This is a genomic window from Photorhabdus caribbeanensis, from assembly GCF_018448885.1.
Taxonomy (GTDB): Bacteria; Pseudomonadota; Gammaproteobacteria; order Enterobacterales; family Enterobacteriaceae; genus Photorhabdus; species Photorhabdus caribbeanensis.
This window is the reverse complement of sequence record NZ_RCWB01000004.1, coordinates 38,507-63,801: the sequence shown is the minus strand read 5'-3', so window position 1 is coordinate 63,801 and position 25,295 is coordinate 38,507. Positions and strand designations below refer to the sequence as shown.

General features: G+C 42.9%; 23 protein-coding genes and 1 pseudogene. 17 read left to right on the top strand and 7 right to left on the bottom strand.

The genetic code is table 11. The annotated features are described in order from the left end of the window. Nucleotides 1–11: 11 nt before the first annotated feature. The gene (locus tag EAE90_RS04470) at nt 12–1,124 is read right to left on the bottom strand and encodes a class II histone deacetylase (RefSeq protein ID WP_214052458.1); all 1,113 of its coding nucleotides are present in this window, start codon (nt 1,122–1,124) and stop codon (nt 12–14) included. 395 nt (nt 1,125–1,519) lie between these two features. Between EAE90_RS04470 and EAE90_RS04465 the strand changes: the two genes are divergently transcribed. Beyond that, the gene (locus EAE90_RS04465) at nt 1,520–2,119 is read left to right on the top strand and encodes a lytic polysaccharide monooxygenase (protein WP_214052457.1); all 600 of its coding nucleotides are present in this window, start codon (nt 1,520–1,522) and stop codon (nt 2,117–2,119) included. Between the two features lie 275 nt (nt 2,120–2,394). Here EAE90_RS04465 and EAE90_RS04460 read toward each other — a convergent pair whose 3' ends face one another. Continuing rightward, complete coding sequence (locus tag EAE90_RS04460; protein ID WP_214052456.1) at nt 2,395–3,507, bottom strand: class II histone deacetylase; 1,113 nt, start codon at nt 3,505–3,507, stop codon at nt 2,395–2,397. Nucleotides 3,508–4,221: 714 nt separating this feature from the next. Between EAE90_RS04460 and tus the strand changes: the two genes are divergently transcribed. Beyond that, nucleotides 4,222–5,148, top strand: coding sequence for a DNA replication terminus site-binding protein (gene tus, locus EAE90_RS04455; protein ID WP_214052455.1), 927 nt, complete (start codon nt 4,222–4,224; stop codon nt 5,146–5,148). Nucleotides 5,149–5,201: 53 nt separating this feature from the next. Continuing rightward, a pseudogene (locus EAE90_RS04450) lies at nt 5,202–5,306 on the top strand (toxin-antitoxin system antitoxin component); the annotation flags it as partial. Nucleotides 5,307–5,436: 130 nt separating this feature from the next. Here the strand turns inward: EAE90_RS04450 and fumC are convergent. Continuing rightward, nucleotides 5,437–6,831, bottom strand: a complete 1,395-nt coding sequence (gene fumC / locus EAE90_RS04445; protein ID WP_214052454.1) for a class II fumarate hydratase — start codon at nt 6,829–6,831, stop codon at nt 5,437–5,439. Between the two features lie 179 nt (nt 6,832–7,010). Here fumC and manA point away from each other — a divergent pair, with 179 nt between their 5' ends. The 4 genes from manA to EAE90_RS04425 all read left to right on the top strand — a co-directional run bounded on the left by manA (nt 7,011) and on the right by EAE90_RS04425 (nt 11,409). Then, on the top strand, nt 7,011–8,183 hold the full coding sequence (gene manA / locus EAE90_RS04440; protein WP_214052453.1) for a mannose-6-phosphate isomerase: 1,173 nt from the start codon (nt 7,011–7,013) through the stop codon (nt 8,181–8,183). A gap of 139 nt (nt 8,184–8,322) precedes the next feature. After that, nucleotides 8,323–9,876 (top strand): YdgA family protein, encoded by a 1,554-nt coding sequence (locus EAE90_RS04435; RefSeq protein ID WP_214052452.1) that lies wholly within the window; start codon nt 8,323–8,325, stop codon nt 9,874–9,876. Nucleotides 9,877–9,953: 77 nt separating this feature from the next. Beyond that, the gene (gene add, locus EAE90_RS04430) at nt 9,954–10,955 is read left to right on the top strand and encodes an adenosine deaminase (RefSeq protein WP_214052451.1); all 1,002 of its coding nucleotides are present in this window, start codon (nt 9,954–9,956) and stop codon (nt 10,953–10,955) included. A 217-nt stretch (nt 10,956–11,172) separates the two neighbouring features. After that, entirely contained in the window at nt 11,173–11,409 is a 237-nt protein-coding gene (locus tag EAE90_RS04425) for a hypothetical protein (protein ID WP_214052450.1), read from the top strand. 59 nt (nt 11,410–11,468) lie between these two features. Here the strand turns inward: EAE90_RS04425 and EAE90_RS04420 are convergent, their stop codons facing one another. After that, entirely contained in the window at nt 11,469–11,654 is a 186-nt protein-coding gene (locus EAE90_RS04420) for a hypothetical protein (RefSeq protein ID WP_214052449.1), read from the bottom strand. On the opposite strand from EAE90_RS04420, the gene EAE90_RS04415 reads away from it, so the two are divergent. Then, nucleotides 11,647–12,540, top strand: a complete 894-nt coding sequence (locus EAE90_RS04415; protein WP_214052448.1) for a dihydrodipicolinate synthase family protein — start codon at nt 11,647–11,649, stop codon at nt 12,538–12,540. The two genes, EAE90_RS04420 and EAE90_RS04415, sit on opposite strands and share 8 nt — an antisense overlap. Nucleotides 12,541–12,728: 188 nt before the next feature. On the opposite strand, the gene EAE90_RS04410 is transcribed toward EAE90_RS04415, so the two are convergent. The 3 genes from EAE90_RS04410 to EAE90_RS04400 all read right to left on the bottom strand — a co-directional run bounded on the left by EAE90_RS04410 (nt 12,729) and on the right by EAE90_RS04400 (nt 15,582). Continuing rightward, a complete protein-coding gene (locus EAE90_RS04410; RefSeq protein ID WP_214052447.1) occupies nt 12,729–13,217 on the bottom strand; it encodes a hypothetical protein in 489 nt (162 codons plus the stop codon). Nucleotides 13,218–13,482: 265 nt separating this feature from the next. Next, nucleotides 13,483–14,460 carry a bile acid:sodium symporter family protein gene (locus EAE90_RS04405; protein WP_214052446.1) on the bottom strand — a complete coding sequence of 326 codons (978 nt, stop codon included), beginning with the start codon at nt 14,458–14,460 and terminating at the stop codon, nt 13,483–13,485. 84 nt (nt 14,461–14,544) lie between these two features. Continuing rightward, the gene (locus tag EAE90_RS04400; RefSeq protein ID WP_214052445.1) at nt 14,545–15,582 is read right to left on the bottom strand and encodes an oxidoreductase; all 1,038 of its coding nucleotides are present in this window, start codon (nt 15,580–15,582) and stop codon (nt 14,545–14,547) included. Between the two features lie 196 nt (nt 15,583–15,778). Here EAE90_RS04400 and EAE90_RS04395 point away from each other — a divergent pair, with 196 nt between their 5' ends. The 9 genes from EAE90_RS04395 to EAE90_RS04355 all read left to right on the top strand — a co-directional run bounded on the left by EAE90_RS04395 (nt 15,779) and on the right by EAE90_RS04355 (nt 25,261). Beyond that, nucleotides 15,779–16,219: a DUF2569 domain-containing protein gene (locus tag EAE90_RS04395; RefSeq protein ID WP_214052444.1), complete on the top strand. Its 441-nt coding sequence runs from the start codon at nt 15,779–15,781 to the stop codon at nt 16,217–16,219. 128 nt (nt 16,220–16,347) lie between these two features. Then, nucleotides 16,348–16,929 carry an electron transport complex subunit RsxA gene (gene rsxA / locus EAE90_RS04390; protein ID WP_011146612.1) on the top strand — a complete coding sequence of 194 codons (582 nt, stop codon included), beginning with the start codon at nt 16,348–16,350 and terminating at the stop codon, nt 16,927–16,929. Beyond that, a complete protein-coding gene (gene rsxB, locus EAE90_RS04385) occupies nt 16,929–17,561 on the top strand; it encodes an electron transport complex subunit RsxB (protein WP_214052443.1) in 633 nt (210 codons plus the stop codon). Before rsxA ends, rsxB begins: the two co-directional genes overlap by 1 nt. After that, nucleotides 17,554–20,112: an electron transport complex subunit RsxC gene (rsxC, locus tag EAE90_RS04380; RefSeq protein WP_214052442.1), complete on the top strand. Its 2,559-nt coding sequence runs from the start codon at nt 17,554–17,556 to the stop codon at nt 20,110–20,112. Before rsxB ends, rsxC begins: the two co-directional genes overlap by 8 nt. Nucleotides 20,113–20,124: 12 nt before the next feature. Further along, a complete protein-coding gene (gene rsxD / locus EAE90_RS04375) occupies nt 20,125–21,204 on the top strand; it encodes an electron transport complex subunit RsxD (protein WP_214052441.1) in 1,080 nt (359 codons plus the stop codon). Between the two features lie 9 nt (nt 21,205–21,213). Next, nucleotides 21,214–21,843 (top strand): electron transport complex subunit RsxG, encoded by a 630-nt coding sequence (rsxG, locus tag EAE90_RS04370; RefSeq protein WP_214052440.1) that lies wholly within the window; start codon nt 21,214–21,216, stop codon nt 21,841–21,843. Further along, on the top strand, nt 21,840–22,538 hold the full coding sequence (locus EAE90_RS04365) for an electron transport complex subunit E (protein WP_214052439.1): 699 nt from the start codon (nt 21,840–21,842) through the stop codon (nt 22,536–22,538). The genes rsxG and EAE90_RS04365 overlap by 4 nt, the downstream gene beginning before the upstream one ends. 1 nt (nt 22,539) lies before the next feature. Further along, the gene (nth, locus tag EAE90_RS04360; RefSeq protein ID WP_036776177.1) at nt 22,540–23,178 is read left to right on the top strand and encodes an endonuclease III; all 639 of its coding nucleotides are present in this window, start codon (nt 22,540–22,542) and stop codon (nt 23,176–23,178) included. 139 nt (nt 23,179–23,317) lie between these two features. After that, a complete protein-coding gene (locus tag EAE90_RS04355; RefSeq protein WP_214052438.1) occupies nt 23,318–25,261 on the top strand; it encodes an exoribonuclease II in 1,944 nt (647 codons plus the stop codon). Nucleotides 25,262–25,295 lie beyond the last annotated feature (34 nt).

Below are 25,295 nucleotides of genomic sequence, written 5' to 3'. Positions count from 1 at the left end.
TGCAACAAAGCTCAAAGACCGAATTTTTCTTTAAGTTTATCAATCTGCTGTTGTTGAAATAGCTCAAACTCAGCTCTTGGCTGCTGCAAACGTATAGAATCTAACATTGGATCTTTGACTTCCGTACGAATGCCGCTCATCTGTTCAAGTACAGCCAATCCACAGAATGGGACATAAGACTCCGCATACCCGCCTTCATGCACAACGACGAGTTTTCCGTCGCATAAATTATCTGCTGCCTGTTGCACTAGCTGGGTCATCTGCCGAAAACTTTCACTATGAAGCTGCATCCTTGCCAAAGGGTCCACCGCATTCGCATCATAGCCACAGGCGACAATAATCAGTTCCGGTTTAAAGCGTTCAAGCGCAGGAAGTACTATCTGTGTCATTGCATAGATATAGCTATTATGTCCGGCTCCGGCAAGTAATGGGATATTCAGGTTATAACCTGCCCCTTCACCTTCCCCGATATCATCTTCACCGCTGTATCCGTTAGGGAAACAACCATCCTGATGCATCGAGATGGTCAAAACATCAGAACGATCCCAATAAATATGCTGAGTACCATTACCGTGGTGAACATCCCAATCAATGACAGCAACTCGTTTCAAATCAAAACATGCTTTTGCCTGTTCAATAGCCAATGGGATATTTGCCAGAAAACAAAATCCCATAGGTTTATCAGGCAAACAGTGATGACCTGGTGGTCGAGAAAGGCTGTAAGCATTATCAAGCTCACCGCTAAGCACAGCTTTCACCGCAGCACAAGCAAGGCCCGCTGAGAGCTTAGCAATTTCATAGCTTCCCGGTCCCAGAGGAGCTTCTGTACCAAGCATTCCTCCGCCATTATCACTGACTTGCTTAAATCGCTTCAAATACTCTTCAGGATGGATTTTACGTAGTGTTTGCTCATCAATAGGCGATGCCGAAGAAAGGTGTAAAGAGTGGCTCAAACCTGATACATCCATCAAATTTTTTAACCGCCTTTTTGTTTCCGGCGATTCAGCATGTGCAGTTCCAGAAGAAGGCTGGACCCAACCACCGACAGGCAGAGTTGTTACATGCATGCCAGTACTATGCCAAAAACAATATTCATCAAAGAAAAACCCTGTTTTTCGTCTCATTATCCTTTCCTTCTACATTAAATTAATTCACAAATCGTTTTCATTACCCTATATCGATAATTTTTTTATTTGAATTATCTGCATAAGAATAGACTGACGAAGATACATCACCATAACTATAAATAAGTGTTTTTAAGTTAGCAGGTACTAGCTAAAACGCACAAATTGGACTGTTGTACGAACCACGACCAATAAATTAAGAAAATCATATCCTTTTATATTACAAAAAATAGTAACAGGCATATTTTAAACAAAGTTTCAATAACTTAATATAATTAGATTATTAATCAATTTATGAAATGGATAATCATATTATATTTATCTAGAATTGATAGTTAAGTCCTGGGGCTTTATTTGTCGTAGATAAATTATCCTGTAAAGTGGAGGACACTATTATGTATAAACATAAAGTGAAAGTGATGGCTTTAGCCGCTACGATAATTACAGCTTTATCTAATGGCGTATGGGCTCATGGTTATATTGACAGCCCAGGAAGTCGTGTATTCCTTTGTTCTGCACAGGGAAATGAACAAAATACAGATTGTGGGTTGGTCAAATATGAGCCTCAATCTCTTGAAGCTAAGAAAGGTTTTCCACAGGCCGGTCCAGAAGATGGCCATATTGCTAGTGCTGGCATTGGTCATTTTGGCGCATTGGATATTCAAACCGAAGATCGTTGGAAAAAAATTCCTATTACTGCCGGTGATATTGAGTTCCAGTGGGAAATTATGATCCAACACAAAACCGCAAGTTGGGAATATTTTATTACCAAACTTGATTGGGACCCCAATAAACCTTTAACCAGAGAGCAATTTAATAGTACACCTTTCTGCTTTGAGGATTATCAGGAAAAAATGCCGGGCAGTAGAGTTATTAATAAATGTACCTTACCAGAGGGTTATCAAGGCTATCACGTTATACTGGGTGTTTGGACAATCTCAGATACCCTAAATGCATTTTACCAAGTAATTGATACAACAATTAGCCCTGCTTGATATTAGGTACATCTTATAAAATAACTATTATCGGGAACAGCATGATGCTGTTCCTGTTTATCGAACTTCTTATTTCATCTATTGAGCTCAGTTGATTTCGATGTAAACAAAGATGTTTATGAAAACAAAATTAAACCCATGCTTGGTCAATATAAATAATCGATAAAATAGCCATTATTCGCGGATTAAATGCACGACTATATGAAACATATTTGTCAACTAGAATCTTACAGGTTTGCTCCCAAGTTATGTGGAGCAAACCGACGCAACAAAGCTCAAAGACCGAATTTTTCTTTAAATTTATCAATCTGTTGCTGTTGAAATAGCTCAAACTCGGCTCTTGGCTGCTGCAAGCGTATAGAATCTAACATTGGATCTTTGACTTCCGTACGAATGCCGCTCATCTGTTCAAGTACAGCCAATCCACAGAATGGGACATAAGACTCCGCATACCCGCCTTCATGAACAACGACGAGTTTTCCGTCGCACAAACTATCTGCTGCTTGTTGCACTAGCCGGGTCATCTCCCGAAAACTTTCACTATGAAGCTGCATCCTTGCCAAAGGGTCCACCGCATTCGCATCATAGCCACAGGCGACAATAATCAGTTCCGGTTTAAAGCGTTCAAGCGCAGGAAGCACTATCTGTGTCATTGCATAGATATAACTATTATGTCCGGCTCCAGCAAGTAATGGGATATTCAGGTTATAACCTGCTCCTTCACCTTCCCCAATATCATCTTCACCGCTGTATCCGTTAGGGAAACAACCATCCTGATGCATCGAGATGGTCAAAACATCAGAACGATCCCAATAAATATGCTGAGTACCATTACCGTGATGAACATCCCAATCAATGACTGCGACTCGTTTTAAATCAAAACGTGCTTTTGCCTGTTCAATTGCCAATGGGATATTTGCTAGAAAACAAAATCCCATAGGTTTATCAGGCAAACAGTGATGACCTGGTGGTCGAGAAAGGCTGTAAGCATTATCAAGCTCACCACTAAGCACTGCTTCCACCGCAGCACAAGCAAGGCCGGCTGAGAGCTTAGCAATTTCATAGCTTCCCGGTCCCAGAGGGGCTTCTGGACCAAGCATTCCTCCACCATTATCACTAACTTGCTTAAATCGCTTCAAGTACTCTTCAGGATGGATTTTGCGTAGTGTTTGCTCATCAATAGGCGAGGCCGAAGAAAGGTGCAAGGAGTGGCTCAAGCCTGATACATCCATCAAATTTTTTAACCGCCGTTTTGTTTCCGGCGATTCTGCATGTGCAGTTCCAGACGAAGGTTGAACCCAACCACCGACAGGTAGAGTCGTTACATGCATGCCAGTACTATGCCAAAAACAATGTTCATCAAAGAAAAACCCCGTTTTTCGTCTCATCACCCTTCCTTCTAATTAAATTAATTCATATATCATCATTAACATAATCAAAACAAAAACAGATTATGCCTAAGCTCCCATAAAAGTGACAATGCTAAAAAGAGTGATAACCGGGTAGTTGCGATAACCGCCAACTTTTAAATAACCATTTCTACCTGTAGCTGCTTAAATCCGAAAACCGTCATGCTATCGTGGGCATCGATGAGATAACCCGAACATATTTGTTCGGGTCACCAATCCAGCACTTAACTGCTAGATTTAGAAATCAGAGCCACTCGGTGAAGCCCCATTCTGATAAAGTCTTTAAATATCTTTAGCTGTATGTGGCCCTGAACTCCAACAAATGCAGGATGGTTATCCTTTCTCATACACAACTCGAATCCTCCTGCTTACAGGGGATGCCTGGCAAATAAAGCAAGGTAGCTTCTATCCTCGACACACTCAAATTTCAAATTTTTGGAGTAGTGTATTGCTTTCCCATATTGCCAATAACACGTTTCCCGGCTCGGCATGAAATATACTAGCTACCGTTACAGCAGTTGCGTAATTACCCGCTGGATACGGATGATTGTTGTTTTAAGTTTTATAGGTGGTTGAACATGCGTCCGGTGTATATGAGTTCCATGCTTTGCTTTTAAGTACCACTTGTGAGGTTGATGTTTGCGTTTTTTGTTTTATAATTAAAAGTATGTTGTAACTAATTTTGTTATTGAAATGAGTAAATATTTATCAATTGAAGATTTGAATCGTTGTTTTCAACAACAAGTGAGTAAGTTGAAACAACTGGATGAACAATTAAATAGCTATTTTCTGTTAGCCGCTCATGTGTTTACTCTGCCTGATGTAGAAAAAGGCAGTGAACATGACCCTGTAACAGAAATAATTGTTAATGAAATGACCGATAACGACGCTCTAAATCTAGGGTTAAGTCATTACCAAAAGCTATTTATATATCACAACAATCAAAATATCAGCAGTAAAGCTGCCGTTCGCCTTCCCGGTGTACTCTGTTTTTCTGTAAATCAACAGCAATATCGCTCTGCTTTACTATTAATTGAGGAAATAAATAAGTTGAAAGCAGAACTTGAACATATCGTAACGGTGCAATCAGGGGTGGATAAAGAGCAACGATTTGAGTTCGTTCACAGTCAGTTACATGGCTTGATCACTTTAAACGCTTACAGAACCATCACTCCCCTTCTCAATCCCGATTCAGTTCGCTTTGGTTGGGCAAATAAAAATATCATCAATAAAGTCACAAAAGATCAAATCCTGCAACGTTTAGAAAAGAGTTATAACTCTGGGCGTGCCGTTTCCCCCTATTCTCGTGAACAATGGGCAGCATTGGTCGCCAAAGAAATCACCGATATAAAAAAATTATCGGACGATGTGGTTTTAAAAATCAAACGCCCAGTAAAAGTACAACCTATTGCTCGAATTTGGTATGCGGAACAACAAAAACAGGTGCAATATGCTTGTCCTCTGCCAATCATTGCGTTTTATGTTGATTATGGCGATAACCAACCAAAGATAGGTAGACTTACTAACTACGATGCCAATGCCATAGTCCATCGCTATAAACCCAAAGCCAAACCCTTGGAATTGATTATTCCAAGGCTACATTTATATCGTGAGATTTAGTGCATAGTTATTTGTTTGATTCAAATAGCGACAAATGAATTAAAGCGGTGTTTATGCGAGTTTTTATACCAAGCCACAAAGTCCAGAGTAACCCATTTTGGCGAACAGTTGGTTTCCCATCAAGCAGTGGGCCACATCTGAATGCAATATTAAATGAAGAGTAGCGGTGGAAACCATAAACCTAATCCCACGTATTCCCGTTTAGTAAAGGCAAAAAATAATTTAAAGATCGGGAAATAAAAAACCGGAGCACTCGTCTCCGGTCAGTTTTTCATGGCTAAACAACAATTATTTCAAGCTGCCAACCATATCTTCCGGACGAACCCACTCATCAAATTCAGCTTCTGTCAGATAACCCAGTTTCATCGCCGATTGTTTCAATGTCAACCCTTCTTTATGGGCTTTCTTAGCAATTTCGGCGGCTTTGTCATAACCGATATGTGTATTCAGCGCCGTTACTAACATCAGAGATTCATTCAGCAACTGAGTAATGCGATCACGGTTAGGTTCGATACCAACGGCACAATGTTCATTAAAGCTGCGCATACCATCAGCCAACAAGCGAATGGATTGCAAGAAGTTATTAATCACCATTGGGCGGAACACGTTTAGCTCAAAGTTACCCGATGCGCCACCAATATTAATAGCAACATCATTACCCATCACCTGAGCACAAAGCATAGTCACTGCTTCACACTGAGTTGGGTTAACTTTACCCGGCATGATTGAACTACCCGGTTCATTTTCAGGAATTGAAATTTCGCCGATACCACAGCGAGGACCGGAAGCCAACCAACGAACATCGTTTGCAATCTTCATCATGGATGCAGCCAGACCTTTTAATGCGCCATGAGAATGAACCAGAGCATCGCAAGTCGCCAGCGCTTCAAATTTATTTGGTGCAGTGACAAACGGATGGTTGGTCAGTTCAGCCAATTTCTGAGCAACACGAACCGCATATTCAGGATGAGTATTTAAACCGGTGCCAACCGCAGTTCCCCCTAGTGCCAGTTCACAAACATGGGGAATACTGTCTTCAATGTGTTTCAGGCTATGCGTTAACATTGCCGCCCAACCAGAAATTTCCTGACCAAGGGTCAATGGCGTCGCATCTTGCAGGTGGGTACGACCAATTTTAACGATATCCTTATAAGCTTCAGCTTTATCAGCTAATGTTTTTTGTAATATTTTCAGCTCAGGGATAAGGTGTTCACGCAGCGCGATAACCGCGGCAACATGCATTGCTGTTGGGAAAACGTCATTAGAACTCTGACTTTTATTTACATCATCGTTAGGATGGATAAGGCGTTCGTTACCCCTCACCCCGCCAAGGATCTCGCTACCACGGTTCGCCAACACTTCGTTCATGTTCATGTTGCTTTGCGTTCCAGAACCGGTCTGCCAGATAGCAAGCGGAAATTCTGTCGGATGTTTACCTTCCAGCACCTCTTTCGCAGCAGCAATAATTGCTTCTCCACGTTCTTGCGGCAGAAGGCCCAAATCCATATTGACACTGGCCGCAGCCTGTTTGGTCAACGCCAGAGCATGAATTAATGCAACCGGCATTTTCTCCTGCGAAATGCGGAAATGCTCAAGTGAGCGTTGAGTTTGCGCTCCCCACAATTGGTCAGCAGGTACTTCGATAGGCCCCATTGAGTCTTTTTCAATGCGAGTGGCTGCCATTACTATCTCTCCTTAACACACAGAATAATCGAATATGCATAATCAGTCTTTGCAGATAAACTGATTAACATTCTGTTATCATGCCACATATTAGTTCCTGATTATGCCAACCAAGTCGTATTTATCGTATTGTGGTAGAAAGGAAATAGATTGATTTTTTTAAAAAGAGAGTAACGGCCATGTTGAAGATGATAAATCAGATCCAGCACTATTCATGGGGAAGCAGAACCGCCCTGACGGATATTTATGGTGTTGAAAATCCAGATAATCTGCCAATGGCTGAATTATGGATGGGCGCCCATCCTAAAAGCAGTTCATTTGTAACCAATCCTGAAACGGGAAAACCCATTGCCTTAAATGAATTAATAGCCAGTGATCCGGAAAAATATCTGGGGAAAAAAGTTTCAGATAGATTTCACCGTTTGCCTTTCCTATTTAAGGTATTATGCGCGGCTCAACCTCTCTCAATTCAGGTTCACCCTGATAAAAAATCCGCAGAAGAGGGTTTTGCCAAAGAGAATATCGCCGGTATTCCGTTGGATTCACCCGAAAGAAATTACAAAGATGATAACCATAAGCCCGAATTGGTTTATGCCCTTACCCCCTTCCGGGCAATGAATGGATTTCGGCCATTAAACGAAATCGTGCAATTACTGGAATTTGTTACTGCTGCCCATCCCAAGATTCCGTACTTTATTCAAACACCAAATGAACAGAATCTTGCCTGCTTATTTTCCCAATTGCTTAATATGAGTGGTAAACAAAAGCAGTTAGCTCTTGGCGTATTAAAATCAGCGTTAAACAGTCGGCTCGGTGAACCTTGGGATTCTATCAAGAAAATGACCGCGTTTTATCCCGATGACAATGGCCTGTTTATTCCACTTTTACTTAATGTCATCGAACTTAAACCTGGTCAAGCCATGTTTTTATGTGCTCGCACGCCTCATGCTTATCTGGAAGGGGTTGCTCTTGAAGTTATGGCAAACTCAGATAATGTCCTACGAGCAGGTTTGACCAATAAATATATCGATATTTCTGAGTTAATGGCAAACCTTGATTTTGTGCCAAAACCAACAAACACCTTATTTACTCTACCAAAACAGGAAAAAACAGCGGAAAACTTCCCTATTCCAGTAGATGATTTTGCATTTTCTATTTATTCTCTATCAGAGCAGCCAATTACGCTGGATAACAATTCGGCGTCGATTGTTTTTTGTGTTGAAGGTCAAACAGTTATACAATCTGGAGAACACCAACTAAGAATTTTCCCAGGTGAGTCAGTATTTATATCTGCTACCGAAAAGGCTGTGATTATTCAGGGTGATGGTTTTACCGCCCAGGTTTTTAATTAATAATGCCAATCTGGGCCTAAAACTTATTCACAGGCCGTTAAGCACTGCTTAAATTCCAAGTGATGCTAACGGCCGTTTTTATACTAGAGGGCACATATTACTTACTACAAAGTATGTGCTAAAAGGATGGATTTCCATTATGAAAAAATCGTTAGTGGCCGTAGGCATTATTGTTGCTTTAGGAGCAGCCTGGACTGGGGCTTCATGGTATACAGGCAAGCAGATTGAACAACGTATAGATCAATCTATTTCCCACGCTAATGCTGAGCTGAAAAAAGCCTTCCCTGAAACAGGTCTAATGTTACAGAGTAAAGATTTCCACCGTGGCGTGTTCAGTTCTGACGTTCGTCTCATTTTGACAGTTAAAGATGGCGTTGAAAACGCAGAAATTAAACCAGGTGAAGAGATTTCAATTAAGTCTGTGATTGATCACGGCCCTTTCCCACTTGCACAAGTGAAAAAACTAACCTTAATTCCTAGCATGGCTTCTGTTCATTCCGAACTGGAGAATAATGAAGCTTTAAAACCACTGTTTGAAATCACTAAAGGAAAATCACTGTTTACTTCTGATTCACGTGTCAGTTATCGTGGTTCTGTTATTTCTGATGTTGATATCATCCCTGTCGATTTTGAAAAAAATGGCACTAAATTCAATTTTTCCGGTGCCAAATTGACTTCCGATCTCAGCCGTGATCTGAAAGAGATATCACTGGCAATCAAGAGTGACCAGTTAGCCATCAATAAAAATGACGAAAATTTCCTTGTCAAAGGTATTGATTTAAACTTGTCCAATAAAAAAGGCAAATTTGATATCTACGTTGGCGATCAAAGCATTACAATTCAGGAAATCAGCCTAAAAGGCATCGGCAATGAAGATATGATGCTTTCCGGTATTAAAATAGATTCAAATATTGGTGAAGATGAAACTAATCTGAAAGGGAAAATCACTTACAGTTTAGATGGCCTCAAACTGAAAAATATTGATTTTGGTTCTGGTAAGTTTGCAATTACCGCGGATCGTCTGGATGGTGAAGCTGTTCGTCAGTTTACTCAAGCCTACAATGATGCAGCCGCCAAATCACTCTCTTCTGGTGATCTCTCTTCCGATGCGGCAGATACCGCTATTATTGACGCGGTATTGTCTAACCTGCCTATTTTGCTGAAAAACAATCCACAATTTGGTATCGAACCATTAACCTGGAAAAATGCCAAAGGTGAAAGCACCATTAATTACCACGTGAGTTTGAAGAGCTTACCGAAAGATAAAAGTAGCTTGTATTCAATGAAAACAGAAGAAGCTATTCGCACTTTAATTCAGAACATGTCTCTGAATGTCACATTACCAAGACCTATGATGATTGAGTTTTCCACTCAGTCAATGCTCATGAATGGCATGGATAAAACAAAGGCTGAACAGAGTGCTGAACAACAGATAAATCAGTTTGAACAATTAGGACAACTGTTTAAAATTACCACGGTTGATAAAGATGCTATCAGCATTAAGTTTAACTATGCAGATGGTAATGTCGAAATGAACGGTAAGAAAATGCCTTTACATCAGTTCCTGTCTGAATACTATTTATCCGACGACTCTTCTGATGACGACGAAGCACCAGAGCAAACAATGCCAGAAAGCGGCACCCACGACAGTGGAAAAGAGAAAACAGAAGGTACTGTGCAACCTGCACAATAAAACACGTTTATAGACGTTTTGTTGAATTGCCAGTCAACGCATGTGACTGGCATTTTTATATAAAAAAGGACTGGAATGTGATTGACATAAAACTCCCACTGACAGATTTACACCGCCACCTTGATGGAAATATCCGGCCGGAGACTATCTTAGATCTTGCCAACCAACATAATATTCAGCTGCCGGCAAATGATCTGGAATCACTACGCCCTCACGTACAAATTATTGAAAATGAACCTAGCTTGGTAAGCTTTTTGCAAAAACTTGATTGGGGAGTGGCGGTACTGGCTGATTTGGACGCTTGTCGTCGTGTTGCTATTGAGAATGTTGAAGATGCCATCAATTCTGGGCTCGACTATGCTGAGTTACGTTTTTCCCCTTATTACATGGCGATGAACCACAAATTGCCGGTTGAAGGGGTCGTTGAGGCAATTATTGATGGTATCCATTCTGCCCGTCAAAATAACGATATTGATATTCGTCTTATCGGAATTTTAAGCAGAACTTTTGGTGAACAAGCCTGTACTCAGGAATTAGCTGCCCTGCTAGCCCATCGCCAACATATTACTGCATTGGATCTGGCGGGTGACGAGTTAGGTTTTCCCGGTCATCTTTTTCAATCTCATTTTACCAAAGCCCGTGATGCTGGCTGGAACATAACCATCCATGCCGGCGAAGCCGCTGGTGCTGAAAGTATTTGGCAAGCAATTAGGGAATTAGGGGCCACTCGTATTGGTCATGGGGTAAAAGCCATTACCGATCCCAGATTGATGGATTATTTGGTTGAAAACCGTATTGGTATTGAATCCTGTTTAACTTCAAACCTTCAAACCAGCACCGTTAATTCTTTATTGGACCATCCACTCAAACGATTCCTGGAAAAAGGTATTCTTGCTTCCATTAATACCGATGATCCAGCAGTTGAAGGCATCGACATCCGTCATGAATATGAAATTGCCGCCCCTGCCACAGGTTTATCTATCGCGCAAATTCGCCAGGCTCAGATAAATGGACTGGAAACTGCTTTTATCAGTGATGCAGAAAAACAGGCATTACGCATGAAAGCAGCAAGTCGTTAAACATAAATAGCTCAGGAATGGAATCTCCCATTCCTGATTATGGTTAATATTTGAAATATAATGTACAAATATGTAGTTCGTATAGTGCTGAATATGGACGTCACCGCAATATAAACGCGGTAATAGCTACATGATAGGTTCTAGTCGATTTTAGTAGATTTTTTGGTGGTTTTGACCTTATGATTTATCTATCAAAACACGTTAGGAGTTCTGGAATATGTCCATGTTGGATGGAGCAACAGCAGTAATAATTTGGCTGTTTATGATTTACGTATTGTATTTCAGTTATTTCTGGTATTTCTCTGTTCCGTTAGGATTATTTTTTGTATTCATAACAGTTAAAACGGCTAAAACAGTAAAAATTAAAATTTTATGTACTGGATTATCGTTGTTTTTTTTAATTGCGCCAATTACTGCATTACTAAAATACAGGGAAATTTTTTATTTGGAGTAACTTTCTTCGGTCATATTAATGATGAATTAATGTTATCCATGCGCCAATGGAAAAATGTGTCAAAGGCGGTTCGGCTGTCGCCCGGACAGATGCTCCACATACTTATACCAACACAGGGCGACTGTGACGTTATTCGTCATGACCGCCAACGAAAAAGCACGATGAGAATCATCAGGTGGGGAGCCATAAACTAGCCAGTTGAAGATGAAAGAGAAAAAATAACAGACAGGAGCTGATATGTTCACAGGACTTTGTGCCTTCCCGTTGACCCCCGTTACACCATCAGGGTTCGATCAAACAGGGTTTATTAATATTCTCACCCGACTCACCGCTGCCGGAGTAGATTCCGTTGGGATTATGGGCTCGACAGGTAGTTATGCCTATCTGACCCGGGAACAACGAAAACACATCGCCTCGCTTGCGAAAGAACATATCGGTGATATCCCCATGATGGTCTGCGTGGGCGCCATCAGTACGGACGAGGTGCTGCGCCTGACGGATGATACCCAGAAGGCCGGCGCCAGCGCGCTACTGCTGCCACCGATATCGTATCAGAAGCTTAATGACGATGAGGTGTTTGGTCTGTTTGAGACGGTGACTCAACATGCTTCCGTGCCGGTCTGTATCTATGACAACCCGGGAACAACACATTTTGAGTTTTCGGATGAACTACATGGTCGTATAGCCACACTACCCGGAATTCAGTCTGTCAAAATCCCGGGAGTTCCGACACACCCTGAAGCTGCATTTGCCCGGGTAAACCATCTGCGGGAAAAGTTGCCGGCAAACGTCACGATCGGTATCAGTGGTGATGCTTTTGCCGGCCCGGGGCTTAACGCCGGTTGTGAGGTCTGGTACTCCGTTTGTGGCGGTCTTTTCCCAAAAACCGCAAAGGAAATCACTACGGCAGCTTCCCGGGGAGATCACGGGTTGGTCACACACCTGACGGAACGACTTACGCCATTATGGCGGCTGTTTCAAAAGCATGGTGGCAGTATTCGTGTGATGGCCGCAGCGGCTGGCGTGCTCGGTCTGACTGACGTAGACTGTCTCCCGCGTCCCATCCAGCCCATTTCTGCCGAACATATTGCTGAAATTTCAACTATCATCAACTCACTGGGACTGGAATAAATCCGTCGGTGTGGGAGAGGCTGCACTCGCTCACCCCGGTCACATAGTTATCTATGCGCCCGGGGATTCACTCCCTTTCCGTCTCGATGCACCTTGAAATCCATAAGGTATAAGTATTAATAATCAATACAATCGCCAGCAAAATGCAGCAAACAACCCCAATTAATTTTTTAATAAAATAGAATTAATTATTTGTAATCTATTTGAAGAACCAGAGTATCTCCTTGCACTGACTGAGTGAATTTCGCTGCCGGCCCACCGTCTACACCATCTACATCGTCAAATTTATTTATGTATTCATGAGTTCTAAGCTGTAATACATCATATATATTACCGAGAACATCGCCTGAATTATAAGTAACAACCGTTGAAGATGAGGGGTTACTACTATAACCAGGAAAAGTTAAGTCATCTCCTGAATCCCCATCATTAAAGTCAACTTGTTGAACTTTAGCTCCGCTGTATTTGAAATAATAACTACCATCACTAGCTTTAACAAAATTAAGGACAAAAGACTGCCCTTTTTCTAACACTAGCGTTTTATCACTTGCTCCTTCCAACCTTACTTTGACATTATTAAGAGTGTTATAATTCCCATTTAGAATTTTATAGTAAATAACGGTATTAGGATCATAGCTACTCCACGGAGAATTATCTGGGATATTACTTAATGGCATACGAACCTCGCAATTAATGATTTCAAACGGGAAAATAGGGAAGATAATTTATCACGGCTCGCAATAAACTATAGTTCCCCGACTTTTATAGATTTAACTCTCCGTGCCATTATAAACAAATAATATTAATACATTTGAGCCACCACCACAAAAACATTCAACGTTTATACTCTCGTTGGGTTAAAATGCTTAATGGGATAGGATCGAAAACATGAAAAATATATTAACGGTATTCATGTTGATCAAGACTACTATTTAAACCGCTTTAGTTCCTTCGTAACCTCCGCGCATAACGTTGCGCTAATACTGCGCACACCATCAACTGAATTTGATGAAAAATCATCAACGGCAACAACATTACACCAACCGTCGCAGCAGGGAATAAAACATTTGCCATTGGCACGCCATTAGCCAGGCTCTTTTTCGAACCACAAAAGACAATCGTAATTTCGTCTTCTTTATTAAAACCCAACCAACGAGCGGTATAAGTATTAATCATCAATACAATTGCCAGCATAATGCAGCAAATAATCCCAATCATCAGTAGCGAATAACCATCAATCTTATGCCAAATACCTTCTACAACCGCCTCACTAAAAGCCACATAAACCACCAAAAGAATTGATGACCGGTCAGTCATATTGACCAACTTTTTATGTTTCTCCACCCAACCGGCAATTAATGGCCGTGACAAATGCCCGATAATAAAAGGAACCATCAATTGAAGGACGATGGATTTTATTGCTTCCAGCGTATCGGGGCTGCCTTCTCCCTGCGTATGGATCATAAGTCCGACTAATATTGGCGACAAAAACACGCCCAAAATACTGGATGCCGAAGCACTGCAAATAGCAGCGGCAACATTACCACCAGCAACTGAGGTAAAAGCAATAGCTGACTGAACTGTAGCCGGTAATGCGCAAAGATAAAGGAATCCCCAATAAACCGTTGGGGTCATAATTTCGGGCACTAGCAAATTCAATCCTAATCCGATGATCGGGAATAAGACAAAAGTACTGAGAAAAACCACCAAATGAAGCCGCCAATGCCCTATACCGGCAATAATAGCTTGACGAGATAATTTGGCGCCATGCATAAAGAACAGTAGAGCAATAGCCGCAGTGGTTAGCCGTTGAAATCCTACTTTTATTTCACCTTCGCAAGGAAAGAATGTCGCAATAACGACTACCGTCACTAATACCATCAAAAAAGGATCTATTTTTAATCTTTGCCACCAAGTCATTTATCATTTTCCTTGCTTTGCAAATAATTAGCCCGGCAAACCAGGCTAAGTAGTAAATTAAAAAGTCACAACAAGATAGTAAGTTTAAATTTCCACTGTACGTTGTTGTTCTGCCGACTGAATACCAGCTTCAATTAATTTCATGATTTGAATTGCTTCACTTGCCGTGACTGGATTAGGTTTACCTAGTGTAATCGCATCACGGATAGCAGCATAATAAGCAGAATAATTACCTGGCAAAGTCGGTACATGTTCAGTCACTAACTCCTCTCCACTTAACAGTGTCATAACACCGTCACGAATATCATATCCCCAATCAGCATGCGGAGGCTTTTCCCCTGCTTTCAATCGTTCTTCCTGAGGATCAAGACCATATTTTACGTAACTGCCTTCCATACCATGTAACGTATAAACAGCAGATTCAGCCGCCGCCACGGTTGTTGCATGAAGAACCACTTTGATATCCGGGTAATTCAACAACACGTGGAAATAATCTATCGCTTCCGCTTGTGGGCGAATCATCCCCAAATCAGCCGTAATAGATTGTGGTTTACCAAATAGTTGAACCGCTTGATCGAGTAAGTGAGGACCTAAATCATACCAAATACCACTTCCTTGCCCTGCCGCTTCACGCCATCTTTGACGTATAACCGGGCGATAGCGATCAAAATGGGATGCAAAATATTTTAATTTACCCAGACGATTCTCTTGAATTAACGACTTTATCGTCAGAAAACCGGAATCCCAACGGCGGTTATGAAATACAGAAAGTAATAAATTCGCCTTTTCTGCCTGCTCTTTTAAAGATTCAGCTTGTTCAACTGTGATGGTAAATGGTTTATCCACCACAACATGCTTACCCGCTGCTAATGCCTTCTGTGCCAGAGGATAATGCGTATCATTAGGTGTCGGAATAACGATTAAGTCAATGTCGGGATCATTAAAAAGATCCTCATGGCAAGCTACCACCGGAATATTTGGCCAATCCGATTTCACTTTTTCAGCATCACTACTGGAAATGGCGGTCAATTTAACACCAGCAGTACCCGCAATTAATGGTGCATGGAACGTTTTACTCGCATAACCATACCCCACCAACCCAACCTTTAACAGCTCACGCATAACAGCCCCTCAAACTCATTAATAATATGCAGCAATTCAGCATCCGTAAAAAATATCATCGCTGATGACCGTTGCGCAAATTATCTCTAAATCCAGTCTTGAAGATCTTTCAACCAATCTATTCCTACAGCCTATTTCCTAAGTTATCAGAATCGCCTATTATTCTTTTTTCATATAGCTTCAAGTGGAATGATTTATGTATCAAACCAATGATTATCACCGAATTAATGGTTGGATTCTGGCTCCGGCGGCTTATCTGATTATGACCTTTTTCAGTGCCAGTATAATGCTCGCCTTATATATTGTGGCATTTTTTAGCCAAAACAATGCATTGAGTGCCGGGAATAATCACTTTACTTTAATGTGGTTTCTTTCTGTTGCCATTACTGCGGTAATGTGGTGTTACACCCTATGGGTATTGAAACTGCTTTTCATTCGATCAAAAAGATTCCCGCAAATTTTTATTATTTGGCTTATTGTTACCGTATTAATTGCATTGAAAACTTTCGCTTTCTCCCCTATTCCTGATCAAATGGCTTTACGTGCATTAGCATGGCCGCTATTGGCAACCGCTATTTTCGTCCCCTACATTAAACGCTCTCATCGAGTCAAAATGACTTTCACACAAGATCGATAACCTCAACTTTCTTTGGTTGTTATCATTAACAATAGATTGCCCCTGGTAAGACAAGGGCATTACTTAATACTTTAATAAAAAGTAAACAATTTAATAAAAAGTAGACAAACTCATTTTCAGGCACAGCAATGACTGACTATTTTCTTTTATTTGTTGGAACCGTATTGGTTAACAATTTCGTCTTGGTGAAATTCCTCGGCTTATGCCCTTTTATGGGCGTATCTAAAAAGCTGGAAACTGCCATCGGGATGGGATTTGCGACAACATTCGTTATGACACTGGCCTCTGTATGTTCATGGCTGGTGAATACCTTTATTTTGTTACCACTGGACTTAATCTATTTGCGTACCCTGAGCTTTATTCTTGTCATTGCGGTTGTGGTGCAATTTACAGAGCTTGTTGTACGCAAAACCAGTCCAACGTTATACCGGTTATTGGGTATTTTCCTGCCGTTGATTACGACTAACTGTGCTGTACTTGGTGTGGCGCTGCTGAATATCAATCAATCACACGATTTTTTACAATCCGCTATTTATGGTTTCGGTGCCGCCGCCGGTTTCTCTCTTGTTATGGTACTGTTTGCCGCTATTCGTGAACGTCTGGCTGTTGCTGATGTACCCGCCCCTTTCAAGGGTTCATCTATTGGTCTTATCACGGCGGGTTTAATGTCCTTGGCTTTTATGGGCTTTAGTGGTTTGGTGAAGTTCTGATGACATCATTATGGATTGCTATTGGTGCACTCAGTGCACTAGGGTTAATTTTTGGGTTAATCCTGGGGTTTGCTGCCCGCCGTTTTCAGGTGGAAGAGGACCCTATTGTTGAAAACATTGATGATATTTTGCCGCAAAGCCAATGTGGACAATGTGGTTATCCTGGCTGTCGCCCTTATGCTGAAGCTATAGCGAACAATGGTGAGATGATTAACAAATGCGCACCCGGCGGCGAGCAAGCCATGCTGAAAATTTCAGAGCTGCTCGGTGTCGATCCGCAACCATTGGATGGGGATGCAAGCATACAAAACCCTGCTCGCAAAGTCGCATTTATTGATGAAGAGAATTGCATTGGCTGCACCAAATGTATTCAGGCATGTCCCGTAGACGCGATTGTCGGGGCTACTCGTGCCATACACACCGTTGTTGAAGACTTATGTACCGGCTGTGATCTGTGCGTTGCGCCTTGCCCAACCGACTGTATTACGATGCTCCCTGTAGCCACAACCACTGCTAACTGGAAATGGGATTTAAAAACCATCCCTGTTAGGAATATTACTGTTCAGCCATCGCACGCCGTTTCCGCCAACAGTATCCCAGTTAAAAATATTGAGGCTGAACATCATGTTTAATTTATTGAATTTACTCAATAAAAACAAAATCTGGGATTTTGCCGGTGGTATTCATCCACCTGAAATGAAGTTGCAATCCAGCCAGGCTCCTTTACGCATTGCGCCGCTACCGGGAGAGTTAATCATCCCATTGCAACAACATTTGGGTACGGAAGGCGAGTTGCTGGTTAAAGTGGGTGATAAGGTGCTTAAAGGCCAACCTTTGACATTTGGCACTGGTCGCACTGTACCGGTTCATGCATCGACTTCCGGCGCCATCATTGCCATTGAGCCGTGTATTACAGCGCATCCATCCGGGTTGAAAGAGTTATGTGTTCGTTTGCATCCTGATGGTGAAGATCAATGGTGTGAGCGCATTCAAACACCTGATTATCAATCATTGGATACAGAGACGATACTGAACCGAATCCATCAGGCAGGTATCGCTGGTTTAGGTGGAGCCGGTTTTCCTACCGCCGCCAAATTGCAAAGCGGTCGTCATGGTCTTAAAACGCTGATCATTAACGCGGCAGAATGCGAACCTTATATTACTGCGGATGACCGCCTGATGCAGGAACATGCTGGCGAACTTATTGAGGGCGTTCGTATTCTGGAACATCTGCTTAAACCGGAACAGATCCTGATTGGTATCGAAGATAATAAGCCAGAAGCAATAAGAGAACTTAAAACCGCGCTAAAAGGTGATAAATCGATTATCGTCCGGGTTATTCCGACCAAATATCCTTCCGGCGGCGCCAAACAACTGACCAAAATCCTGACAGGTAAAGAAGTCCCATCCGGCGGCCGTTCCTCTGCTATCGGCGTGCTGATGCAGAACGTAGGTACAGTGGTTGCAATCAAACGTGCCATTATTGACGGAGAACCTTTGATTGAGCGAGTCGTTACGCTTACTGGCGAAGCAGTCACTTCACCGGGTAATTTCTGGGCGCGGCTCGGTACTCCAGTACAATTTCTTCTCCAGTTAGCCGGGTTTGAACCACAATCAGAACAAATGGTCATTATGGGAGGCCCTTTAATGGGATTCACTCTACCTGACCTCAACGTACCCATCGTTAAGATCAGTAACTGTATACTGGCGCCATCCCATCAGGAAATGGATTCAAATACAGCGGAAGAGTCTTGTATTCGTTGTGGATTATGTGTGGAAGCCTGCCCTGCCCGTTTATTACCGCAACAACTCTATTGGTTCAGTCGTGGACAAGAGCATGAAAAGGCCAGAGATCACAATCTATTCGACTGTATTGAGTGCGGCGCCTGTGCTTACGTCTGCCCAAGCAATATTCCTTTGGTGCAATATTATCGCCAAGAAAAAGCCGAAATTCGGGCCTTGGATCAGGAAAACCGCCGTTCGACCGAAGCCAAAATTCGTTTCGAAGCTAAGCAAGCCCGTATGGAACGAGAAAAACTGTCCCGTGAAGAACGACACAAAAAATCGGCCGCTCAAATTGATAATAAAGATAAAAGTACTGTACAAGATGCGCTTTCCCGCGTGAAAGAAAAACAGGCTAATGCAGGTAAAGCTGTTGCTATAGAGCCTGGGCAAGTACCTGATAACTCGGCAATAATAGCGGCTCGTCAGGCAAGAAAAGAACAGCTTCGCGCTCGTCAAGCGGAAAAACAGGCCGCTGAAAATATTAATATTGCTCCATCTGAACCAACAAGTGCAGAAGATCCACGCAAAGCCGCATTAGCAGCAGCGATTGCCAGAGCTAAAGCGAAGAAAGCAGCTCAACATCAGGAAGTAACACCATCACCAGAAACGAGAGAACCAGAAACTACCGCTAGTGAAAAACAAGATCCCCGTAAAGATGCAGTTGCGGCCGCTATTGCCCGCGTCAAAGCCAAGAAAGCCCAGACTCAGCAATTAACTGAAAATCAGGCAGAAACACCGACAACAGAAGAAACTGATCCGCGCAAAGCGGCCGTCGCGGCTGCTATTGCCCGTGTCAAAGCCAAGAAAGCCCAGACTCAGCAATTAACTGAAAATCAGACAGAAACACCGACAACAGAAGAAACTGATCCGCGTAAAGCGGCCGTCGCGGCTGCTATTGCCCGTGTCAAAGCCAAGAAAGCTCAGATTCCGCAATTAACCGAAACTCAGGCAGAAACACCGCCAACAGAAGAAACTGATCCGCGCAAAGCTGCCGTCGCGGCCGCTATTGCCCGTGTCAAAGCCAAGAAAGCCCAGATTCCGCAATTAACCGAAACTCAGGCAGAAACACCGCCAACAGAAGAAACTGATCCGCGCAAAGCTGCCGTCGCGGCCGCTATTGCCCGTGTCAAAGCCAAGAAAGCCCAGACTCAGCAATTAACTGAAATTCAGACAGAAACACCGACAACAGAAGAAACTGATCCGCGTAAAGCGGCCGTCGCGGCCGCTATTGCCCGTGTCAAAGCCAAGAAAGCTCAGACTCAGCAACTAACTGAAAATCAGGCAGAAATACCGACAACAGAAGAAACTGATCCGCGTAAAGCGGCGATCGCTGCTGCCATAGCCAGGGTTAAGGCCAAAAAAGGCGCTCAGGAACAACAGAAAATTTCAATAGAATAGTGATTGTTATAAATGAAATTCAGACCCGTTCAAACTGACAACAAAAAGTTAAAAGTCGCAAGTTCGCCTTTTACACACAATCAGCAAAGTACCAGCCGCATTATGCTGTGGGTTGTGCTGGCAGCAATACCCGGCATTGCAGTACAAACTTACTTTTTTAGTTATGGTACCGTGTTCCAGATCCTGCTTGCGGTAATTACTGCCCTGCTTGCGGAGTCATTTGCTCTGCTTTTGCGTAAACAGGCAATTATGCCTCGTTTGCAGGACAATTCTGCATTACTTACCGGTTTACTTTTAGGGATCAGCCTTCCACCATTGGCTCCCTGGTGGTTAATTGTATTGGGAACTGTCTTTGCAGTAGTTATCGCCAAACACTTATACGGTGGTCTTGGTCAAAACCCATTCAACCCGGCAATGGTGGGTTATGTCGTACTGCTAATATCATTCCCAGTACAAATGACCAGTTGGTTGCCTCCTATGGATTTACTAGCAACACAAGTTACACCGCTAGACTGCCTGATGGTGATCTTCACCGGTCATACCCCCGATGGAACAACATTACAGCAGCTACAACAAGGTTTCGACGGGATTAGCCAGGCCACACCGCTGGATAGTTTCAAAACCGGTTTATTGACTCACAATATTGATGACGTTCTTCGCCAACCCATATTACAAGGATCTCTGGCTGGTATTGGCTGGCAATGGGTCAACATTGCTTATCTTGTTGGCGGGCTGATTCTACTGAACAGAAAAGTGATAACCTGGCAAATTCCTGTAGCATTTATCTTGGTATTAGGCTTATGCGCACTCACAAGCTGGTTGATTGATCCATCTCGTTATTCGCCGCCATTATTACAACTATTTTCCGGTGCCACCATGCTAGGCGCATTCTTTATTGCAACCGATCCCGTTAGTGCTTCTACAACCCCCAAAGGTCGTTTGGTTTTTGGCGCCATGATTGGCTTGTTAGTCTGGATTATCCGTGTTTATGGTGGTTATCCTGATGCGATAGCGTTTGCGGTTTTACTGGCGAATATCACCGTACCACTCATTGACCATTACACCCAACCCCGTGTTTACGGGCATAAATAAGGAGCCGTTATGTTAGAAACCATGCGACGTCACGGCATCACACTCGCCATTTTTGCTGCAATTACCACCGGGCTGACGGCTATCGTGAATTCACTCACCAAAAGTACTATCGCAGAACAGGCCGCATTACAGCACAAGTCACTGCTTGATCAGGTTATTCCGCCTGTTCTGTACGACAACGATATACAAAACGAATGCTATCTAGTTAATGCGGATGCTCTGGGCAGTAACTTGCCTCATCGTCTCTATCTGGCTCGTAAAAATGGTCAGCCTGTAGCAGCCGCACTGGAAAGTACTGCACCGGATGGTTATTCCGGCGCTATTCAATTACTGATTGGGGCTGATTTCTCAGGAAAAGTGCTTGGTGTACGGGTTACAGAACATCATGAAACCCCAGGGCTGGGGGATAAAATTGAAACCCGAATTTCAGACTGGATTAATGTATTCTCAGGGAAAACCATCACATCAAATCATGACCAGCGCTGGGCGGTGAAAAAAGATGGCGGTGAGATTGATCAATTTACCGGCGCCACTATTACCCCACGCGCCGTGGTAAACTCAGTCAAACGGACCGCACTTTATTTACAGACTATACCTGAACATCTCTCTTCTCTAGAATCCTGTGGAGAAAAATCATGAGTGAAACCAAAAATTTATTTATCCAAGGGCTATGGAAAAATAACTCGGCTTTAGTACAACTGCTAGGATTGTGCCCATTGTTAGCCGTATCTTCCACTGCAACCAACGCACTCGGTTTAGGGCTGGCAACGACACTGGTTCTAGTCTGTACCAACATTGCAGTTTCCAGTTTGCGTCGTTGGGTACCCAATGAGATCCGTATTCCAATTTATGTTATGATCATCGCTTCGGTTGTAAGTACTGTACAGATGTTGATTAACGCCTATGCTTTTGGCCTGTATGAATCATTAGGGATTTTCATTCCACTGATTGTGACTAACTGTATTGTTATCGGTCGTGCTGAAGCTTACGCCGCGAAAAACCCAATTATGCCTTCTGCGATTGATGGCTTAGCTATGGGATTAGGAGCCACTTTTGCGCTGTTTGTTCTCGGTGCTATTAGAGAAGTTCTTGGCAATGGAACCCTATTTGATGGCGCTGATTTACTTCTGGGCAACTGGGCTAAGGTATTACGAATAGAAATCGTTCATATGGATTCCCCTTTCCTGTTAGCGATCTTACCACCTGGCGCTTTTATCGGTTTGGGATTAATGCTGGCAGCGAAATATCTTATTGATGAAAAAATGAAAACCAGAGCAATAAAAGAAAAAAGCAGTACAATAACAATGTCGCAAGGATCGGAGAGTTCCATTTGATATGAACAAACAGAAACGTATCGAAATTCTAACGCGTTTACGGGATAACAACCCAAAGCCAACAACTGAATTAGTTTTCACAACGCCATTTGAGTTACTTATTTCAGTATTGCTTTCAGCGCAAGCGACAGATGTAAGTGTTAATAAAGCCACTGCGAAACTCTATCCAGTAGCAAATACGCCTCAGGCAATTCTAAATCTGGGTGTAGACGGGTTGAAAGAGTATATAAAAACTATCGGTCTTTATAACACCAAAGCGGAAAACACAATTAAGACTTGCCGAATATTGCTGGAAAAGCATGCTGGCGAAGTTCCCGAAGATCGCGCTGCATTGGAAGCATTGCCAGGTGTTGGCCGCAAGACAGCCAATGTGGTATTAAACACCGCTTTCGGCTGGCCGACTATTGCGGTCGATACCCATATTTTTCGCGTTTGTAACCGTACTCAATTCGCGCCCGGTAAAAATGTCGATGAAGTCGAAAATAAATTACTGCAAGTCGTCCCGGCCGAATTTAAAGTTGATTGTCATCACTGGCTTATTTTACACGGTCGTTATACCTGCATAGCCCGTAAACCTCGTTGTGGTTCCTGTATTATTGAAGATCTATGTGAATTTAAAGAAAAAATTTACCCTGAGTAACTATTGTAATTTTCATTGCAATTTCCATACTGTTTTACGCTATTTTGCAGATGTTGCTTGCTCGACACCGCCAATTCGCGTAAAACTGTTATTCTAAAAAACTATCTGATAATAACCCTCAACTTTCTCCGCGGATATTATGTTTCAAAACAACCCGCTGCTTGCACAGCTAAAACAGCAACTTCATTCCCAAACACTTCGAGTAGAAGGTTTGGTCAAAGGTACCGAAAAAGGATTTGGATTCTTAGAAGTCGATGGGCAAAAAAGCTATTTCATTCCTCCCCCACACATGAAAAAAGTTATGCATGGCGATCGAGTCACTGCCGCTATTCATACTGACAAAGAAAGAGAGATCGCCGAACCAGAAACATTGGTCGAACCTTTTCTAAATCGTTTTGTCGGCCGTATCCAAAAAAAAGAAAATGATAACCGTTTATGGATCATACCTGATCACCCACTGCTAAGAGATGCTATCCCTTGTCGGCCGGCCAATCAGGTCACTCATCCATTTCAGCATGGTGATTGGGCCGTCGCTGAAATGCGCCATCATCCACTGAAAGGCAGTCGCGGTTTTCATGCGGAAATTACCGGCTATATTACTGAGGGCAACGATCACTACGCCCCTTGGTGGGTAACACTCACGCGCCATAATCTGGAACGTGATGCTCCCGCGATGACTGCCGATTGCCAGATGAACGATGGCGATCTTGAGCGCATTGACTTGACGTCGCTGGATTTTGTCACTATCGACAGTGCAACCACAGAAGATATGGACGATGCTTTGCATATCGCTAAGCAAGATGACGGCAGCCTGAAACTCAGTATCGCTATCGCTGATCCAACAGCCTATATCGCGGCCAACAGCGAACTGGATCAAATCGCCCATCAACGTGCTTTCACCAACTACCTGCCGGGTTTTAATATCCCCATGTTGCCGCGCGACCTGTCAGAGAACTTATGCTCTCTGCGCCCTAACGCCCGCCGCCCGGCATTGGTTTGTCAAGTTTCGATTCTGGAAGATGGTCGACTGGGTGATGATATTGCGTTTTTCTCTACCTGGGTTGAATCAAAAGCTAAATTGGTTTACGACGAAGTTTCTGACTGGCTGGAAGAAACAGGAACTTGGGAACCTGCTTCTGAAGCGATTAAGACTCAAATCGTTCTCCTGAAAGAAATGAGTGAACGCCGCAATCAATGGCGCCACCAAAACGCTCTTATTTTCAAAGATCGTCCTGATTACCGCTTCATCCTCGATGATAATGGTTATGTACTGGATATCGTGGTAGAACAACGCCGTACAGCCAACCGTATTGTTGAAGAAGCGATGATCACTTCCAACCTGTGCGCCGCAAAAATCCTGCGCGATAAGTTAGGTTTTGGTATTTACAATGTCCATATGGGCTTTGAGCCGCTGCAAATTGAACAAGTGGTTGAATTACTGCAAGAAAATAGTATCAATGCCAATACAGAAGAGTTGTTGACCTTAAACGGCTTCTGTAAATTACGCCGTGAATTGGATAAACAACCAACGCAATTCCTTGATAGTCGCATTCGTCGCTTCCAGACTTTCGCAGAAATTAAACCTGAACCAGGCCCTCATTTTGGTCTCGGCTTTGATGCTTATGCCACCTGGACATCACCAATCCGTAAATACAGCGATATGATTAACCATCGCTTACTGAAAGCGATTATTCAAAAAACGGATGCGGAACAACCCTCAGAAGAAACCTGTTTGCAACTGGCTGAACGTCGCAGATTGAATCGTATGGCCGAACGTGATGTAGGGGATTGGCTATATGCACGTTTCCTGCACCCTCATGCAGGAACTGAGCAACGTTTTACCGCGGAAATTATTGATATTACCCGTGGTGGTTTACGTGTTCGCTTAGTGGATAACGGTGCAGTGGCCTTTATACCGGCACCATTCCTGCATGCGGTGCGTGATGAACTGCAATGTAGCCAAGAGACTGGCACAGTGATTATCAAAGGTGAAACCGCTTACCAATTGAACGACATTATTGATGTTCGTATCGAGGAAGTCAGAATGGAAACCCGTAATATTGTCGCCCGCCCTGTGGCCTAACTATTCTCATAACACCTTCTCTGCGTCAAACTAC